The following is a 16,291-nucleotide window of genomic DNA, read 5'->3' as shown; positions in this document are numbered from 1 at the left end:
TGCGTGCTCCCCCGGCGGGCGCCTACTTCTTCTTGAAAAGGTTGTCGAGCTTGGAGCGAGAAGCCGCGATGCGCTTCGAGTTGTCTTCCGGTACGCCGTTCTTGAACGTGAAGAAAGTACAATAATTCGCTCTCTCCCGATCCGGGATGTACTCGGCGATGTGCTCCTTGCACTGGTTGTGCGCGGCCGGGTCCCAGTTCTCGCAGTTCCTGCAGCAGTGGAGGTCGACACCGCAGTGGGGACAGGTGTCCGCGCGCTGGAGCTTCACCTCGAAGATGAGCTCGTTCTTGCATTTATGACAGAAGTGGCGCTTCGCCTCGACCTTCGGAATCCAGCTCATGATGTCCTCCGGTACCACGACGAAGCCCGATCCGGCAGAAGGAACGCTCCGCCGCGGGCATGGTCGCAGATGGTACGCGTTTATCCCACAGGCGATATCCCTGCGGATCGGGCACCGGGGCCATGGGGCGGACGGCGTCTCGCTGGACCGGCAAACGCCGCAGACGGTTCGCTTGCTCGGCTGAGAGTCCGCCTGCCTGGCGGCGGCGATTACAGCAGCCCCTTGCGTCGCTGGATCTCGCCCATGACCCGCTGGTATTCGATTTCCCAGGTGCGGGAGCCCTCCTGCACGTGGCGGAGCTTGCCGCGCACCTCGGTGTCGAGCGCCTCGTCCATCTCGAGGTACTTCCGAAGGATGGGCCTTATCCGGCGGCGCAGGTCGTGGTCCTCGACGAACACCTCCTCGACGTTGTTCGAGTGCATCAGCATCTCGAGCAGCTGGTCGAGGAGATAATCCATTGTTTCCTCGCCGGTCTTGATCCCTTTCTGCTCCGCGGCCAGGCGCTTGACCCGGTTGAACTCGCCCTGAGGCAGTCCGCGTGCCTGGAGGATCTCTTTCGCCCGCTCGGTCGCTTCCCGCTCTGCGTGCAGGTAGCTCGTGAAGACCGACTCGACGTCGAGCGCGACCTCTTTCTTCGATTCGCACTCGATATCGCGGTTGTCCACGAGCGCGCGGACGAGTTCTTCTGTGAGGGGAGTAATTTTGCCGCTAAAGAGGCGCATCCAACGTCCGTAGCTGGAGGAGCGGTCGAACTGGCTCCCCCGTGCAGGGGTTCATTCACGGGGCGTGCCCGGCTCGAACCGAAAGGTACGGGCCGGGTATCCAGGATGTCAACGCAAGTGGGAGGTTCCGGCACAAGTCGGGCCCCCCCCAGCCGGTGGGGGCCCCCCGGAACAGTAGGACCGCGACACCGCAAACCGCAGGAGCAGCCGCGATGATGATGGGTAAGGATGCGATGGCACGGAGCGTCAGGGTCCAGCCTGGCGCGCTCGGGAACGACGGTGGACTCGACCTGGACTCCCGCAAACGGCGGGTTGTCCGGCGCGGCGCGATCGGCAACGCGGCCTCTCCGGCCACGCAGTCGGCGCTGGCGGACGGAGGGACGATCCAACGCGTTGCGAAAGGGCGTCACCTGGTGACGCAGGGCGACGCCGCGACCGCGCTTGCCATGCTCAGCCTCGGCCGAGTCCGGCTGGTGCGTGGGATGAGCGACGGGCGCAGCCTGTCGCTCGGCTACAGAGGGGCCGGCGACGTGCTAGGCGAGGCTGCGCTCGGGGGCGTCACGGCCCACCGGGAGAGCGCGATCGCCACGGAGGACGTCGAGGCGCTCCTCATCCCCCTCGCGACGGTGCGCAACCTGATGGCGAGCGACGCCAACTTCGCCGCCGCCATCGTGACCACGCTGGTCGAGCGGCACACGGACACCGAGGAGCGCCTGGCGTCCATGCTCTTCCGCAATGTGGAGGCCCGCCTCTGTGAGTTCCTGCTCAAGGCCGCGACGCGCTGGGGCATCCCCGATCCGCGCGGGGTGCTCATCTCCGCGCCGTTCACCCATCAGGAGATGGCGAGCATGATCGGCTCCACGCGCGAGACCGTCACGCTCACCCTGGGCGATCTCCGTCGCAAGGGGGTGATCGAGATCGATCGCCGCCGGATCGTCGTCCTCGATCGCGACGCGCTGAAGGGCCGCATCTGAGCCCGCTCGTCCGGCGGTGTCATTGAGGGGCCGGCAGGCCTCCTCGATCGAGCGCCGTCGGTCACCGTCCAGGCTGTTCGCTCGGCGGCCTCTGCTCCGATAGCCCGACTGCTCCCGGCGTCGCAGCTGCGTTCGCCGCCCTGCTCACGCGTGCCGCTCTCCGGGGACCCACCCCGGATGTCTCGCGGATCTCCCCGGTCTGCCCGCTCGATTCGTCGCGGTGTTGCCCCACGCATCCGCCGCAGCCGTGGCCGTTCTGTCCGTGCGCTGCGCGGTCGGGTGTGCTGCGCGGTCTGGCCTCGCCACCGCGGTCCAGCGTGCTGCGCGGTCCAGCGTGCTGCGCGCCAGCGCCCTCGTCGTTACGGCGACTGGACGGCGACTCGCGCCGACCGCGGCGCTAGCGATCTCGCTTGGGTCCGCCGCTCGCCGGATCACGGGTGGAGCGGACCCCGAGCTTGAGCCTGCGCATGACGGCCTGCTTCTGCCGTTCCTTGTACCTGGCGTGGCTCGCCTCGCCGACCTCGTTCGCCGCCTCGGTCTCGCGGTCGATCAGCTGGAACTCGCACAGGACGAAGATGATCGGCCCGAGCGCCCAGGCCGCGGGCGGCGCCATGTCGAGGATCTCGGCGGGGAGCCGCACCGGCAGATCGACGACGAAGTGGATCACGCGGTAGCTCCGATCGCTGAAGCTGTTGTCGCCTGCCGTGAGCCCGTCGTCGACGTCGGTCTGCAACGCGTCGAGCATCGGCTGAAGGAAGGGCCGCGTCTCGCAGTAGCTCCGGAACCGCAGGATCGTGTTGGTGCTCTCGCCTGGCACGACGTAATTGAACGGAAACAGCCGCTCGGACAGGTACAGGAGCACCGGCAGCAGATCGTCCACGGTGCGGCAGACGATGCGGAAGCGGAGCTTGTCGTAGATGGCCGCCGCGGTCGTGTCGGTCTTCGACAGGAGCTTCGTGTAGAGCGAGTCCTTGTTCTTCCGCCCGCCGATGAACTCGGTGATCGGGAAGCCCGCCGCGAGCATGCCGCCGATCACCCGGTACACCTTCTCCTCGACGAGGTGGAAGACGTCCTGGTCCGACATGGGGATCGAGAAGAGGAGCTCGCGCCCGGCCAGGTGATGGATGATGTGCATCGCCTTGAGGATCGTGCAGGCGCAGAGCTGGCGGTGGCCCTTGCCCGAGGCGAGCAGCAGGATCTCCTCGACCGAGGCGCGTGCGACCGGGCTCGGGATCGGGAACTCGAAATGGCGGCGCAGGTACGCGATCGCTTCGTTCTTGACGCTCTCGAGGTGGGCGCGATCCCCCGGCTCGTCCGGACGGAACTCCTGCGCCAGCAAGAGATCCCGCGCCGCCTGCTCGCCCTGCAGGTTGAGCCTCCTCCAGTCGATGACCGAGTCGCCGCGCAGGATGAGGTGCACGGACTCCAGGTCCATGAGCGTGAACTCTTCGAGCCGCTTGAGCCGGCCGACCGAGGCGTCTTGCGTCATGACCTCACGCTCCCCGAGCGTAAGCGCCAGCGCTGTCGCGCGCTCGGGAAACCCTCGCGTCGAGGTGCAGCAGGCGGCAGCTGGGCGAGAAAGTCAGGAGACAGGGGCGTTCGGCGGGGCGGGGCTCGAGCTCGGGGTGCGGCCGAGCGAAAGGGTCCCGAGGAAGATGCCGATCGTCAATGCGACGACAGCGGCGTGGCCGAGGTACGCGCCACTGCAACCAATGGCGGCGAACGGGGCGAGCGCAGCCAGATACCACGGGGTGATCCTCATCGGTTCTCCTTCTCCGCCTCCAGCGGCACTGTACAGGCCGCATGGTCGCTCCCTCCGGGGGGGCACCAAGATGCACCACGATCGTCCCAGTCAGAGCGTGTAAGTGGTTGTAGGATAAGGTGCCACGCCCTGCTTCCGCGGGCCAAGAAGTAGCGGTTTCGGGGGGAACGCATCAAGGGAATTCGTTCTCACATTCCATTCCCACCCGAAACGCTGCCACTGGAAGCAAAAAAATATAAACAATAACAATTACTTATAACTAAGGACGAAGGTCTTTCATCAAGGGCTGCGTGCGGCTTGCTGGACGCGAGGTGGTACCTCAGAGACACGCGTCCAACTCACGGCGCTGCCTTGCTTGTCGGTTTCCGGGCGTCAACGGTCTCGTGCGCCGGGCGGCCGCAATGAGCGGCGGCAGGTCTCCGGCGCATCCGGCTGCTGTTGGGCTCGCTTTAGGAGCGCCGGCCGAAGCGTGCTCCGCGAGGCCGGCGGGATGCGCGGGGCGCCGTTCAGTGCACGAACAGCGTGATCCGGGACTCGTCCGCGAGCGTGATGGCCCGGCTCGTCACGTCGTGCCCGCCCTTCCTGCCGACCGTGATCTCCACCTGGTAGAGGCCGTCCGGGAGCGACACCTTCGTGAGGACAGCCCGTGGGGCCGTGCCCTCGGCGAAGCGCCATGAGCTGTCGATGACCGTCGCCGTGTCGTCCGCGCGGTCGCCCGACGAAGAATCCGTCCACGTCACGTCGAGCTGCACGACCGTCGCTGCGTCGTCGAGACGCAGCTCGACCTCCCGCTCTTCGGGCAGGCGCTTGAAGAGGATGCTCCCCGCATACAGCGCACCCAGCAGGAGGATCGCTGGCGCGAGACGCCGGAGCCACGGCGGCCGGCCCTCCGGCTCCGCAGGCCTCTCCTCCGGCGCCTCATCGAGATCGTGCTGCGGGGTCGAGCTCATCGAGCTTCAGCGCGCTCGGTTGGTGCGGACGCGCTTCACGAGGCCCTCGATCACCGGCTGCGGCAGGTCGAACGCGGGCATCTTGTTCTTGCCCTTCCTGATCGTGTCGGCCATCTGGGCGTCGGTCACCCGATCCTGCCACGCCGCGTCGGTGAGGTCCGGGGCGCGGACCATCGGGCCTTGCGGGCCGTCGCCTCGCCCGGCCCTGCCGTGGCAGGTGGAGCAGTTTCGCTGCCAGGCGAGCTCGATCAGCCCTGGATCGGTCTCATCGGACGCGACCGGCCGAGCGGCCACCTTGCCGCCCTGCCCCTCGCCGGGGTTCGGCGGATCGTGGTCGTCCCGCGTCCACGGGCGGACGTCGCCCGCCCCGGAGTTGCAGCCGAAGAGGCCGACCGAGAGGAGGGCGATGGAAAGGAAGCGACCCAGGGACCTGTCGTGACGTCTCCGCATGTCGTGGAGACGTACGGATAGTGAAGCTGGTGGGGGAGGCAAGAAAAGAAGGATCTCAGGGCGGCGTCGGCCGCCGGCGCGTGGAGAACGCAGCGGCGCCGGTGGCCGGCGCGCGCCGGCCGCTGGGCTCCGCCGTCAGCAGAAAGGGAGTGCCCCGACGTGCTCGGGCCCGCGGTGAGCGCGGCGTGCGGCACGAAGCGCGCCCGGGCGCAGCGGTGTCATTTGCAGGCGTCGCCGGCGACCTTGCCGCCGCCGTCCACGGGCTGCTTGTCGACCGCCTTGCCCTTGATGGCCGCGATGAAGAACCCGGTGCGGCGGTTCTGGGCCTTGCCCTCGGGCGTGTTGTTGTCGGCGACCGGCTTGGTCTCGCCGAACCCGACGGCGATGAAGCGCTTGCAGTCGTTCCCCTTCGCGACGAGCCAGCGAGCGACCGCCATCGCGCGCTTCTCGGACAGCGTCTGGTTCGCGGCGTCCTCGCCATCCGAGTCGGTATGGCCCTCGACGCGGAGCAGGCTGACATCCTCCCGCTGCTTCAGGAAGTCGTCGACGAGGTTGAGGACCTCGTCGCTCTCGGGCAGGAGCTTGTCGCTGTTCGTCTCGAAGACCACCGGGCCGGGGAGAGAGACCTCGTTGCCCTTGAGCTTGAACGTCAGCTTGAAGCGCGGGCGGGGCTTCTTCTCCTCCTTCGGCTCGGGCTTCGGCTCCGGCGGGGGCGGGGGCGGGGGCTCGGCCACCGGCTCCTTGCCGGCGTTGAACGAGGCGCTGGCCGTGCAACCCGCCGTCGCGGCGGCAGCGCCAATCATCATCACGGCGCACAGAACGGAAGCGACGTATCTACGCATGGACCTTGTTCTCCTCTGAGGGGCACGAGCCAGAGCTCGCATCGGCGACCCGCCGGGCTGACGCCCTTGGACGGCAGCTCGCCATGAATCTTCACCGCCATCGGGTACTTGCGTGGTGGACGCTCGAAGCGATGCCGACTTCTAGCGAAAAGTCAGGACGAACGAAACCAGGAAGAGGGCGCCTCGCGGCCCGCCCACCAGCGGGCGGACCGAGAGAGCGCGCTGGCAAGACCTCCCTTGCCTCAGCGCGTACCCTGGACGGGTGGGGTCGCTCCTTGAGACGCTCGCGGGGGGCGCGACGGCTCAAGCGCGAGCACGATCTTCGCGGGTGGTCGGAGCCAGCGGAGCAGGTTGCACGTCGCAGGCTGTGGGGATTCCGGCGGGCGCGGGCACCCGGGAGGTGCCCGCGGAGCCCAGGAGGCGTGCGCGACGCAGCGGCCGCCTGTGGATGGGAGTCGCGCGGCGATCAGCCTTCGTCAGCGGGCGCCGGCTGGCACGGCACGCCGGTCGTCTCGGCAGGCGGCGCGATCTCGCCCAGCTGGACCGCCTTCGCGGTGAACCCGATGCCGATGGAGATGGCGTCGCACTCCTTGCTCGGGTCCTGGCTGCCATCCTTCATGATGTCCGAGGCGCGGCGGACCTGGTCGAGGATCGTCTCCAGCGCGGGGCTTTCGCAGAAATTCGGCTGTACGGCGCCGATGACGCCGCGGAGCTCCTCGACGAGGACAGCCGTCTCGAGCACGCCCGCGATGGTCCCTTTGACCACCGATTTGTGATCGGGCGCGAGATCCATCGCGATCCTGACGTTGCGGATCGTGAGACCGATGATGGTGTCCGAGACCGTCAGGTTCAGCTGGAATGTGACCTGTGAATCCGGGCCCGAAACCCATGTGTCGTCGACGACGTAGCTGGCCGGGAACACCACCTTGGAGCTCTCGACGTCCTGAGCGTCGTCGAGGAGCTCCGGTACGACAGGCCACCGGTCGGCGCCATCCCAGGTGGGCGCCTCGCCCAGCGTGGCGCCGCCGTAGAGCTTCGCGGTGAGGGGGTTGTAGGACGACCGCTCGCCGAGCCCGTCGACCTTGAAGATCACCGTGAAATCGCCCTTGCTGATGGCGTCGCTGACCCGGGTCGACGGGTCGGTCAGGAGGTTGGAGATGAGGCCGACGAGCTTGCTGCCAAAGGCGTTGTCGATCCCATCGGCGCCGTCCGGATAGACCTCCGAAGGGGCGGTGTCATCCACCGGCTTGCACAGGTCCTGTGATACGGTGCTGGACACCTTGCCGTCGAGGTTGAATCCGTACTGCTTCCAGCTGCCGGCCGCCTTCTTCCCGTCGCGATCCGTATCGCCGAGGAAGAGCCGGTCGATCGCGAACGCGACGCCCTCGCCATCCCCTGCCTGCTCCGGCCCCGGCGCGGGCGGCTGGCCGAGGTCGACGTCTTGAACGACAGGCGCCGTGGCCTCGGAGCCACAACCGGCAGCGGACACGAGCGCGGTCGCCAAATACACCGCGACGGCGATACGGGATTGACGCATCATCGACCTCACTTTCTGGAAACCCCACCCCGGATCAGGCAAGTGCTCTCAGACGGGCGCACATGCTAGCGCCGGCCTGCGCGGCTCATCAAGGGCGATCCCCGCTGCGCAATGCGCTATATGTGAGCCCGCCGGCGAGCGTTGGTGGATTGTCCCAGCGCCTCCCGATCTCGCGCTCCGCACCCTCTCCCGGATTACCGGTCTTTCCCGACTACCACCACGATGAGAAGCCCCCTGGAAGCCTGCTGTGACCGCTGAGTTCATCCACCTCCACGTGCATTCGCAGTACTCGCTCCTCGACGGCTCGCTGCGCGTCAAGGATCTGGCCGCGCGCGCCAAATCGCTGGGAATGCGCGCCGTCGCCCTGACCGACCACGGGAACATGTTCGGGGCGATTCAGCACTACAAGGCCTGCAAGGACCAGGGCATCGGCGCGATCATCGGCTGCGAGGTCAACGTCGCCCGCAGCTGGGGCGCGGCCGCGGGGCAGGTGTCGCGCTCGGGCGTGGACGAGACGCCCGTCGATCACCTCGTGCTGCTCGCCGCGTCCGAGGAGGGCTACAAGAACCTCGTCCGCATCGTCTCCCAGGGGCACGTCGATCCCGTGAGCGGGCTCGCGCCGAGCGTGCGGCTCGACACGGTGGCGCAGCACAGCGCGGGGCTCATCGGCTTGACCGGCTGCATGGGCGGCGTGGTCGCCCAGCGGATCCTCGAGCAGGGCGAGGGGGAGGGGCGCGAGGCGCTCAGCCGGCTCAGGGACTGCTTCCAGCCGGGGAGCCTCTACGTCGAGCTGCAGGACCACGGGCTGGTCGAGCAGTCGGTGCTCAACGGCATCCTGGCGCGGGCTGCGGGCGACCTGGGGCTTCCGCTCGTCGCGACCAACGACGCGCACTTCGGCGCGCGCGAGGACGGCGAGGGGCAGCTCTACCTGTCGTGCATCGCGGCCAACCGCACGTTCGCGGAGGCGAGCGCCGCGCACCACGGCAGCTTCGAGATGTTCCTCAAGCCCGCCGACGAGATGATGCACCTGTTCCGCGACCACCCGCAGGCGGTGCGGTCGACGCTCGAGATCGCCGAGCGGTGCTCGACGCTGAAGCTCAAGCTCGGCAAGCCGATGCTCCCGACGTTCCCGCTGCCGAGCGGGTTCTCGGACTCGGCGTCGTACTTCCGGCACGTGGCGCACGACGGCCTCACGAAGCGGCTCGCCCAGATCGCGCAGACGGGCAGGAGAGTGGACGAGGCGACCTACCGCGCGCGGCTCGACGTCGAGCTCAACGTCATCGTCCAGATGGACTTCCCGGGCTACTTCCTCATCGTCTGGGACTTCATCAAGTACGCCAAGGACCACGGCATCCCGGTCGGGCCGGGCCGCGGATCGGGCGCGGGCTCGCTCGTCGCCTATGCCATGGAGATCACCGATCTCGATCCGCTCCCGTACAACCTGCTGTTCGAGCGCTTCCTGAACCCGGAGCGCGTGAGCATGCCCGACTTCGACGTCGACTTCTGCATGGACCGGCGCGACGAGGTCATCTCCTACGTCACCAAGAAGTACAGCAAGGAGGCCGACAAACCCTCCGTCGGGCAGATCGCGACGTTCCACGAGCTCAAGGCGCGGAGCGTGATCAAGGACGTCGCGCGGGCGATGGCGTTCCCCGCGAACGAGGCGCAGAAGATCGCGAGCCTCATCCCGCAGAAGAGCCCGGGGATCATGTACACGATCCCCGAGGCGCTCGAGATCGAGCCGAAGCTCAAGGCACTCAAGGAGAGCGACCCCACGGTCGCGGAGCTCCTGAAGCAGGCGCAGAAGCTCGAGGGGCTGACGCGGCACGCGGGCATGCACGCCGCCGGCGTCGTGATCAGCGAGGGGCCGCTCTGGGATCACGTCCCCTGCTTCAAGAACGGCGAGCAGCTCGTCACGCAGTACTACAAGGACGACGCCGAGCTGGCCGGGCTCGTGAAGTTCGACTTCCTCGGGCTGAAGACGCTCACCGTCATCGACATCGCGGTGCGGCTCGTGAACGCGCGGCCCGACCTAGCGGGCAACGAGGGCAAGCGCTTCGACGTGAACACGGTGCCGCTCGACGACACCGCCACCTACGCGCTCCTCCAGTCGGGCGAGACCACCGGGGTGTTCCAGCTCGAGTCGAGCGGCATGCAGCAGCTCTTCAAGGACCTCAAGCCGGACGCCTTCGAGGACATCGTCGCCGCCGTGGCGCTCTACCGGCCCGGGCCGCTCGGCACCGGCATGGTGAAGGACTTCGTCGACTGCAAGCACGGCCGCAAGCCGATCGAGAAGATGCACCCGCTCGTCGACGAGCTCCTCCAGCCGACGTACGGCGTCATCGTCTACCAGGAGCAGGTCATGCAGATCGCGCAGAAGCTCGCGGGCTACACGCTCGGCGGCGCCGATCTGCTCCGGCGCGCCATGGGCAAGAAGAAGCCCGAGGAGATGGCGAAGCAGAAGGCGACGTTCGTCGACGGCTCGCTCAACAACGGGGTGAAGGCCGAGGACGCCGAGCGCATCTTCGGGCTCCTCGAGTACTTCGCGGGCTATGGCTTCAACAAGAGCCACTCGGCGGCATACGCGCTGCTGACCTACCAGACGGCCTACCTCAAGGCGCACTACCCGGTCGAGTTCCTCTGCGCGCTGATGACGGCCGACCGCGACAAGATCGAGAAGGTCGTGCGGATCATCGCGGAGGGGCGCGCGTGGGGGGTCGAGATCCTCCCGCCCGAGATCAACGAGTCCAAGACCGACTTCACCGTCGTCTACAGCGCAAAGCCGGCGATGAACGGCAAGCGCGTGGCCGGCACCCGGCGCGGAGGCTCGCGGGTAAGGGACCCGTACGATCCGAAGATCCGCTTCGGAATGGGCGCGATCCGGGGCATCGGCGAGTCGGCGCTCGAGGCGATCCTCGAGGCGCGGGACGCGGGCGGCGCGTTCGCGGATCTGTTCGACTTCGCCGAGCGGGTCGATCCGCGGCGGGTCAACAAGGGCGTGTTCGAGGCGCTCGTGCAGTGCGGCGCGTTCGACGCGAGCCTCCACGCGCGGGGCATCTCGCGGGCGCGGGCGTTCGCCGGCATCGACAGGGCGCTCGATCGCTCGCGCTCCGCGAGCAAGGAGCGGAACAGCGCGCAGATCGGCCTGTTCGCGGCGGTGGCGTCCAAGAGCGAGGTGAGGCTGGACGATTACCCGATGGTCGAGGACTGGGATCTGCGCGAGACGCTCTCGCGGGAGAAGCAGTCGCTCGGGTTCTACGTCTCGGGTCACCCGCTCGATCGGTACGGCGTGGATCTCAACCGCTTCGACGTGACCGCGGTGAGCGCGCTGGCCGGCATGGATGCCTGGGCCAGGGTGCGCGTCGGCGGGATGGTCGAGGGCTACCGAGAGCGCATCTTCAAGGGGGGCGGCGGCAAGATCGCGTTCTTCGTGCTCGAGGACACGACGGGCCGGGTCGAGGTCAAGGTGCGCGAGAAGCAGATCGAGAGCTATGCGGATCTCTTGAACCGGGGGGAGCCGGTCCTGATCTCGGGGAAGATCAGCTTCCCGATGGTGGAGGAGGGGGCCGAGGAGGCCGAGGCCGCGCCGCGCGAGCCGACCCTGCTGCTCGACGAGGTGCAGCCGCTCGCCGACGCCATCCTCGCGCAGACCCGGAGCGTGGCGATCACGCTGAAGTCGCGCAGCGCCAGGCGCGAGCACATCGATCGGCTCGGGGCGCTCCTGCGGGCGAGCCCCGGGGTGTGCCCGGTGCAGCTCGTGATCCAGCTCGACGATGGTGCAGAGGCGGTGCTGTCGCTGGGGCGTGATCTGCGCGTCGAGCCGAACGACGCCATGCTCGGGCGGCTCGAGAAGCTGTTCGGCGAGAAGGTGGCCGAGCTCAGGTAACCGGCTCGTCCGCGCCCGCGTGCTCGGCGGCACGCACGAGGGCGCCGAGCTTCGCCTCCGCGTCGCCGCGGTCGCTCTGGTGCTTGAGCAGGACGCCGAGCGTGTCGCGCGCGAGCTCCGGTGTCACCGCGCGCTTGCCGAGCAGGAGCAGCGCGCGGGCCCAGTCGATCGTCTCGCTGATCGCGGGCGATTTCCGCAGATCCATGGCCCGCAGGGCGCCGACGAACGCCACGATCTGCGCCGCGAGGCGGGGCTCGATCCCCGGGAGGGCGACCTTCAGGATGGCGACCTCGCGCGACGGAGGCGGGTAGTCCAGGAACGCGTGCAGGCACCGGCGGCGCAGCGCCTCGGTCATCTCGCGCGTCGCGTTCGTCGTCAGCAGGACGAGCGGCGGGTGCGCGGCGCGGATCGTGCCGAGCTCGGGGATCGTGACCTGCATGTCGGAGAGCACCTCGAGCAGGAACGCCTCGAACTCAGGGTCCGCGCGATCGACCTCGTCGATGAGCAAGACGACCGGCGCGGCGCTCCGCAGCGCCGCGAGGAGCGGGCGCGCGATCAGGAAGTGCTCGCTGAAGAACGACGCCTCGCTCCCCGCGATCGCGCGCGCGGCTGCGGCGAGGCTCGCCGCGCCGGCGATCTCCTTCGCGACGGCGTCGCGGAGCAGCTGCGTGTAGAGCATCTGCTTCGCGTAGTCCCACTCGTACAGCGCCTTCGCCTCGTCGAGGCCCTCGTAGCACTGGAGCCGGATGAGCCCTCGGCCGAGCCCCTCGGCGGCGGCGCGGGCGAGATCGGTCTTGCCGACGCCGGCCGGCCCCTCGATCAGCAGCGGCCGCCCCATCCGGAGGGCGAGCCAGAGCGCGAGTGAGGTCGCCGGATCGGAGATGTAGCGGGCCGCCGAGAGGCGGGCGTCGAGCTCGGCCGCGGTGGCCGGGGTGTCGTCGCGGGCGCCCCGATCGTCGAGCGCGCCGCCGTCGTGATCCGGAGGAAGCGTCACGGCGGGACGGTAGCACGCCGCGCGCGGGCCATCGGGCGGCGCGGCACGGCGTGGCGCGCCAGAGTCCGCTAGCCGCGCGGCTCGGCGAGGATCTCGGCGGCGAGGAGATCGAGGCGCGGCGCCGCGCGATCGGGGCAGGGGAGATCGGCCTCGCCGCGGAGCGGGCACAGCTCGCAGCGGCGTCCATCCATGACGAGGCCCGCCCGCATGCCCGCCGCGCGCGCGGCCGCCACGTCGCTCGGCGCGTCGCCGATCATCCAGCTCGCCGCGACGTCGAGATCGAGGTCGCGCGCGAGCGCCGTGAGCATGCCCGGCTGCGGCTTCCTGCAGTCGCACGGGCCGATGAGCGCCGGATCGCCGCCCGGCCCGCCCTCGGGGTGGTGCGGGCACACCGCGAGCGCCGCGATCGCGACGCCGGCCTCGCGGAGCCGATCGACGAGCGCGCGGTTCGTGCGCTCGATCGCCCCCCACGGGACCTGGCCCTTCGCCGCGCCCGGCTGGTTGGTCGCGATCGCCAGCAGGAACCCGGCGTCCGCGAGGCGCCGCAGGCCCTCGATCGCGCCGGGGAGGAGGCGGATCTGATCCGGATGAAACGCGGTCACGACGACGCCGAGCTCGTGATCGCGCACCACGTCGATGAGCGTGCCGTCGCGGTCGAGCAGGATCCCGCGCTTCGCCACGCAGGGCTCAGCTCTCGGCCACGAGCTGGAGGAGCCGCTCGCAGATGAGGTGGTGGTAGACCTCGTGGAAGCCCTCCACGTGCGGCGTCGACGTGTAGCCCGCCCGCGTCCTCGGCACGATCACGCTGGCGTCGGCCATCTGGCGCAGGGCGCCGCCGTCGTAGCCGACGAGCGCGACCACCTTGGCCCCCGTCTTCTTCGCGAAATCCGCGGCGGCGACGAGGTTCTGCGACCATGGGCCGGCGCGATCGGCGCCCGAGCCGCCGTGCACGCTCAGGCACACGAGCACGTCGCCCGCGATCATGCGGCCGTCGAGCTGCTCGAGGAAGATCCGGTTGAAGCCGACGTCGTTGGTGAGGGCGCTGAGGAGCGCTGCGTTGTCGCAGAGCGAGGTGCACTTGAAGCGCCGCTTGCCATCGACCCACGTGAACTTGGCGATGTCGCAGGCGAGGTGGCTCGCGTTGGCCGCCGAGCCGCCGTTGCCGCACGTGTAGATGGTGCGATCGCTCCGGTACGCATCGAAGAGGATCTCGATGACGCGAGCCATGTCGTCGGGGCTCGTCGCGAGGGCGATCTCGGACGTCTCGCGGAGGTACTTTTCGACGAAGTCGTGCGTGCTCTGAGGCATGGCCGATCTATAGCCAGAGTCCCGTTGAAATGCCCAGCAGGAGGGGTGCGCCGGCGCGCCCGCTCACGATCGGTGCAGGTTCGCGACGATGCGTGCGCCGTCGAGATCGAAGCGGAAGCGCAGGACGCGCAGGCCCTTCGCGGCGAGCGCCTCCAGCACCCGGCGCCGCTCCGCCGGCCGGACGTAGAACATGAAGAAGCCTCCGCCGCCGGCCCCCATCAGCTTGCCGCCGAGCGCCCCCGCGCCTCGAGCGATCTCGTAGATCTCGTCGAGGACCTCGTCGGTCATCTTGGACGCGAGCTTACGCTTCTGGGTCCAATGGGCGTGGAGGAGCTCGCCATAATCGTCGAGCCTGCCCGTGACGAGGATGCGGTGCACGTCGCGGCCGATCTCCTTGATGCGGTGCATCCGCTCGACCACCGCGGGCTCCAGGTCTTGCAGCCGCCGGCCCTGCTCCGAGAGCACGATCCTGGCCGCTCTTTCGACGCCGCTCCACACGATGAGCAGGTTGCTCTCGAGCTCGTCCAGCACCTCGTCGCGGACCGGGACGGGCTCGACGTGCACCGAGCCGTCCGGAGAGAACGTGAACGCCGTGACGTTGCCGTAAGCGGCGATGTACTGGTCCTGCTTGCCGATCGGCTCTCCGAGGCGCTCGATCTCGATGGAGCAGGCCTCGCGAGCGAGCTGCTCGGACGATACGAAGTCGCGCTTGTACGTGTGCAGGGCGTTGAGGAGGGCGACCGTGAACGAGCTCGACGAGCCGAGGCCCGAGTTCGCGGGGAGATCCGCGACGCTCGTGAGCTCGATCGAGTGCTCGATTCCCAGCATCCGGAGCGCTTCCCGGAAGATCGGGTGCTCGATCGCGTCGACCGAGGGGACGATCTCGGTCTTGGAGTACGCGAGGCGGATGTCCCGGTGGAAGCGCTTGTTGGCCGTCACGTAGATGTACTTGTCGATGGCGGCCGACACGAGGTAGCCGCCGAAGCGGCCGGAGTACGCGGGCAGATCGGTCCCGCCGCCGCCGAGGGAGAAGCGGACCGGGGCGCGAGAGACGATCATCCCCGCTCCTCCGTCGCGGCCGCGGTCGTGAGGGCGGCCTCGAGATCGCGGAGGCCCTGCTCCGAGCCGATCTCGTGGAAGCGCGCCGCGACCGCGAAGGCCCGGAGGAGGCCGCGCGCCGCGAGGTCGCGCTGCACCACCTCGAAGCCGAGCGGCGCGTCGGCTGGCAGCGCCTCGACGACCTCGCGGCGGAGCGCGGTGGCGCCGTAATCGATGTGGTCGAGCGCGGGGTCGGGCGGCGCGCCCGCGCGCCGCTTCTCGTAACGCACCACCAGGTCGCCCGAGACCGCGGCGTTCGACGCATCGAACCGACCCTCGTTCCGGTACACGGCCATCGTTCCGAGCGCGCCGGGGTGTGTGCAGAGGTCCTGGAGCGGGGCCAGGTAGTCGAACGGGAGGTAGGAGTCGCCGTAGGTCATGAGAAACACAGGAGCCAGCTGGGGCAGCGCGCGGCGCAGCGCGCCGGCCGTGCCCAGGAGATCGGAGCCGTCGTCGGCATAATGGAGCGGCAGGCCCGCGAACCGGTCGCCCATCGCCCGTCGAACGGCGTCGCCGAGGTGGCCCACGCAGAGGACCACCTCACCAAAGCCCGCTGCGGCGAGCCGATCGAGGAGCCACGCCCCGAACGGCCGTCCGGCCACGGGCAGCAGGAATTTCGGGGTGCGCTCCGTCCGGGGGCGCATCCGGGTGCCGAGTCCGCCGGCGAGGATCACGGCTTGAGGAGGTGAGGCGTCGGAGCGCACGGGGAGGACCTACCATAGACGACGGTCGCCTTCGGGGCGTCTCCAGCGCTCCCCGCAGGCGACTCGGAGAAAAACGCCGCTACAAACTGTACGGCCGTTCAGGGGGCGGTTACGGTGCGCTCCATGACCAACAAGGACCTCGCTCCGCATCTTCTCCGGACGCTGGTTGCCCTCCAGAGCGAGGGCAAGACGGTGACCCTCGACACATTGACCACGGCCCTTCAGGTGCGTCGGACCGACGTTCGCCGGGCGATCACCGCCCTGCACCGCGAGGGGTATCTCGACGTCCTCCGCATGCGGCTGACGCTCCGCGGGCTCGCCCTCGGCGCGGCCTTTGGGGCGTCGCAGCTCCGCCCGTTGCGCCGCGCGTCGCTCCGCGCCGTCAAGGCTGCTTGAGCACACCCACAGGGCCGCCACCCTGGCGCGGCCGTGAGCGGCGAGTCGATCTCTGCCCGAGCGCGAGGCCCATGCGTGCGGACGGAGGGTCCCGACATGATCTCTCGATGCGTTTCAGATCTTGCCAGTATTTCATTTGATAAAACGGCAAATTCACACCGAACGCGCGCGGCCCCAGCCAGGGATCCGGCGCCCGGTCGCGAGCCCCGACCGGCGCAGGAACACCTGGTTTCTCCGGCCTGTGCGGGCCACTGTGCGTGGAAGACGTTGACATTCCGAGGGATTCATGAGACGGCGGCTGCGTGATATCCGATGTCGAGATCGAGAA

The 16,291-nt window shown here is 68.9% G+C and carries 16 protein-coding genes; 3 read left to right on the top strand and 13 right to left on the bottom strand.

Features of this window, described 5'->3' with window-relative positions; all coding sequences use genetic code 11:
* Positions 1-22: 22 nt before the first annotated feature.
* Positions 23-340, bottom strand: coding sequence for a hypothetical protein (locus WMF12_RS20000; RefSeq protein ID WP_437747235.1), 318 nt, complete (start codon positions 338-340; stop codon positions 23-25).
* A gap of 209 nt (positions 341-549) precedes the next feature.
* On the bottom strand, positions 550-1,062 hold the full coding sequence (locus WMF12_RS19995; RefSeq protein WP_012236388.1) for a DUF507 family protein: 513 nt from the start codon (positions 1,060-1,062) through the stop codon (positions 550-552).
* A gap of 212 nt (positions 1,063-1,274) precedes the next feature.
* Between WMF12_RS19995 and WMF12_RS19990 the strand changes: the two genes are divergently transcribed.
* The gene (locus WMF12_RS19990; RefSeq protein WP_437873128.1) at positions 1,275-2,036 is read left to right on the top strand and encodes a Crp/Fnr family transcriptional regulator; all 762 of its coding nucleotides are present in this window, start codon (positions 1,275-1,277) and stop codon (positions 2,034-2,036) included.
* Between the two features lie 397 nt (positions 2,037-2,433).
* Here WMF12_RS19990 and WMF12_RS19985 read toward each other — a convergent pair whose 3' ends face one another.
* The 6 genes from WMF12_RS19985 to WMF12_RS19960 form a co-directional block, all read right to left on the bottom strand.
* Complete coding sequence (locus WMF12_RS19985) at positions 2,434-3,525, bottom strand: TIGR04552 family protein (RefSeq protein ID WP_012236386.1); 1,092 nt, start codon at positions 3,523-3,525, stop codon at positions 2,434-2,436.
* A 93-nt stretch (positions 3,526-3,618) separates the two neighbouring features.
* On the bottom strand, positions 3,619-3,798 hold the full coding sequence (locus tag WMF12_RS19980; RefSeq protein ID WP_012236385.1) for a hypothetical protein: 180 nt from the start codon (positions 3,796-3,798) through the stop codon (positions 3,619-3,621).
* Positions 3,799-4,304: 506 nt separating this feature from the next.
* Positions 4,305-4,748, bottom strand: coding sequence for a hypothetical protein (locus WMF12_RS19975; RefSeq protein ID WP_437873126.1), 444 nt, complete (start codon positions 4,746-4,748; stop codon positions 4,305-4,307).
* A 6-nt stretch (positions 4,749-4,754) separates the two neighbouring features.
* On the bottom strand, positions 4,755-5,198 hold the full coding sequence (locus WMF12_RS19970; RefSeq protein ID WP_437873125.1) for a c-type cytochrome: 444 nt from the start codon (positions 5,196-5,198) through the stop codon (positions 4,755-4,757).
* A 218-nt stretch (positions 5,199-5,416) separates the two neighbouring features.
* The gene (locus WMF12_RS19965; protein WP_437554177.1) at positions 5,417-6,040 is read right to left on the bottom strand and encodes an OmpA family protein; all 624 of its coding nucleotides are present in this window, start codon (positions 6,038-6,040) and stop codon (positions 5,417-5,419) included.
* A gap of 466 nt (positions 6,041-6,506) precedes the next feature.
* A complete protein-coding gene (locus WMF12_RS19960) occupies positions 6,507-7,577 on the bottom strand; it encodes a hypothetical protein (protein ID WP_437873124.1) in 1,071 nt (356 codons plus the stop codon).
* Between the two features lie 247 nt (positions 7,578-7,824).
* On the opposite strand from WMF12_RS19960, the gene dnaE reads away from it, so the two are divergent.
* Positions 7,825-11,463: a DNA polymerase III subunit alpha gene (gene dnaE / locus WMF12_RS19955; protein WP_437873123.1), complete on the top strand. Its 3,639-nt coding sequence runs from the start codon at positions 7,825-7,827 to the stop codon at positions 11,461-11,463.
* Here dnaE and WMF12_RS19950 read toward each other — a convergent pair.
* The 5 genes from WMF12_RS19950 to WMF12_RS19930 all read right to left on the bottom strand — a co-directional run bounded on the left by WMF12_RS19950 (position 11,456) and on the right by WMF12_RS19930 (position 15,567).
* On the bottom strand, positions 11,456-12,457 hold the full coding sequence (locus WMF12_RS19950; protein WP_437873122.1) for an AAA family ATPase: 1,002 nt from the start codon (positions 12,455-12,457) through the stop codon (positions 11,456-11,458). The two genes, dnaE and WMF12_RS19950, sit on opposite strands and share 8 nt — an antisense overlap.
* A gap of 68 nt (positions 12,458-12,525) precedes the next feature.
* A complete protein-coding gene (locus WMF12_RS19945; protein ID WP_437873121.1) occupies positions 12,526-13,137 on the bottom strand; it encodes a D-glycero-alpha-D-manno-heptose-1,7-bisphosphate 7-phosphatase in 612 nt (203 codons plus the stop codon).
* Positions 13,138-13,144: 7 nt separating this feature from the next.
* Complete coding sequence (locus WMF12_RS19940) at positions 13,145-13,765, bottom strand: D-sedoheptulose-7-phosphate isomerase (RefSeq protein ID WP_437747226.1); 621 nt, start codon at positions 13,763-13,765, stop codon at positions 13,145-13,147.
* A gap of 63 nt (positions 13,766-13,828) precedes the next feature.
* Complete coding sequence (locus WMF12_RS19935; protein ID WP_437873120.1) at positions 13,829-14,824, bottom strand: GHMP family kinase ATP-binding protein; 996 nt, start codon at positions 14,822-14,824, stop codon at positions 13,829-13,831.
* Positions 14,821-15,567: a nucleotidyltransferase family protein gene (locus WMF12_RS19930; RefSeq protein ID WP_437873119.1), complete on the bottom strand. Its 747-nt coding sequence runs from the start codon at positions 15,565-15,567 to the stop codon at positions 14,821-14,823. Before WMF12_RS19930 ends, WMF12_RS19935 begins: the two co-directional genes overlap by 4 nt.
* 123 nt (positions 15,568-15,690) lie before the next feature.
* Here WMF12_RS19930 and WMF12_RS19925 point away from each other — a divergent pair, with 123 nt between their 5' ends.
* Complete coding sequence (locus WMF12_RS19925; protein ID WP_437873118.1) at positions 15,691-15,963, top strand: hypothetical protein; 273 nt, start codon at positions 15,691-15,693, stop codon at positions 15,961-15,963.
* Positions 15,964-16,291 lie beyond the last annotated feature (328 nt).

The sequence above is a fragment of the Sorangium sp. So ce363 genome (assembly GCF_051520435.1).
GTDB lineage: Bacteria > Myxococcota_A > Polyangia > Polyangiales > Polyangiaceae > Sorangium > Sorangium cellulosum_B.
The sequence above is the reverse complement of the archived record's forward strand: the minus strand, read 5'-3'. Positions and strand labels throughout refer to the sequence as shown.

Bases quoted from the DNA above. Each gene is read 5' to 3' on its own strand.
- WMF12_RS20000 (WP_437747235.1), bottom strand. From the start codon at position 340: ATGAGCTGGATTCCGAAGGTCGAGGCGAAGCGCCACTTCTGTCATAAA.
- WMF12_RS19995 (WP_012236388.1), bottom strand. From the start codon at position 1,062: ATGCGCCTCTTTAGCGGCAAAATTACTCCCCTCACAGAAGAACTCGTC.
- WMF12_RS19990 (WP_437873128.1), top strand. From the start codon at position 1,275: ATGATGATGGGTAAGGATGCGATGGCACGGAGCGTCAGGGTCCAGCCT.
- WMF12_RS19985 (WP_012236386.1), bottom strand. From the start codon at position 3,525: ATGACGCAAGACGCCTCGGTCGGCCGGCTCAAGCGGCTCGAAGAGTTC.
- WMF12_RS19980 (WP_012236385.1), bottom strand. From the start codon at position 3,798: ATGAGGATCACCCCGTGGTATCTGGCTGCGCTCGCCCCGTTCGCCGCC.
- WMF12_RS19975 (WP_437873126.1), bottom strand. From the start codon at position 4,748: ATGAGCTCGACCCCGCAGCACGATCTCGATGAGGCGCCGGAGGAGAGG.
- WMF12_RS19970 (WP_437873125.1), bottom strand. From the start codon at position 5,198: ATGCGGAGACGTCACGACAGGTCCCTGGGTCGCTTCCTTTCCATCGCC.
- WMF12_RS19965 (WP_437554177.1), bottom strand. From the start codon at position 6,040: ATGCGTAGATACGTCGCTTCCGTTCTGTGCGCCGTGATGATGATTGGC.
- WMF12_RS19960 (WP_437873124.1), bottom strand. From the start codon at position 7,577: ATGCGTCAATCCCGTATCGCCGTCGCGGTGTATTTGGCGACCGCGCTC.
- WMF12_RS19940 (WP_437747226.1), bottom strand. From the start codon at position 13,765: ATGCCTCAGAGCACGCACGACTTCGTCGAAAAGTACCTCCGCGAGACG.
- WMF12_RS19935 (WP_437873120.1), bottom strand. From the start codon at position 14,824: ATGATCGTCTCTCGCGCCCCGGTCCGCTTCTCCCTCGGCGGCGGCGGG.
- WMF12_RS19925 (WP_437873118.1), top strand. From the start codon at position 15,691: ATGACCAACAAGGACCTCGCTCCGCATCTTCTCCGGACGCTGGTTGCC.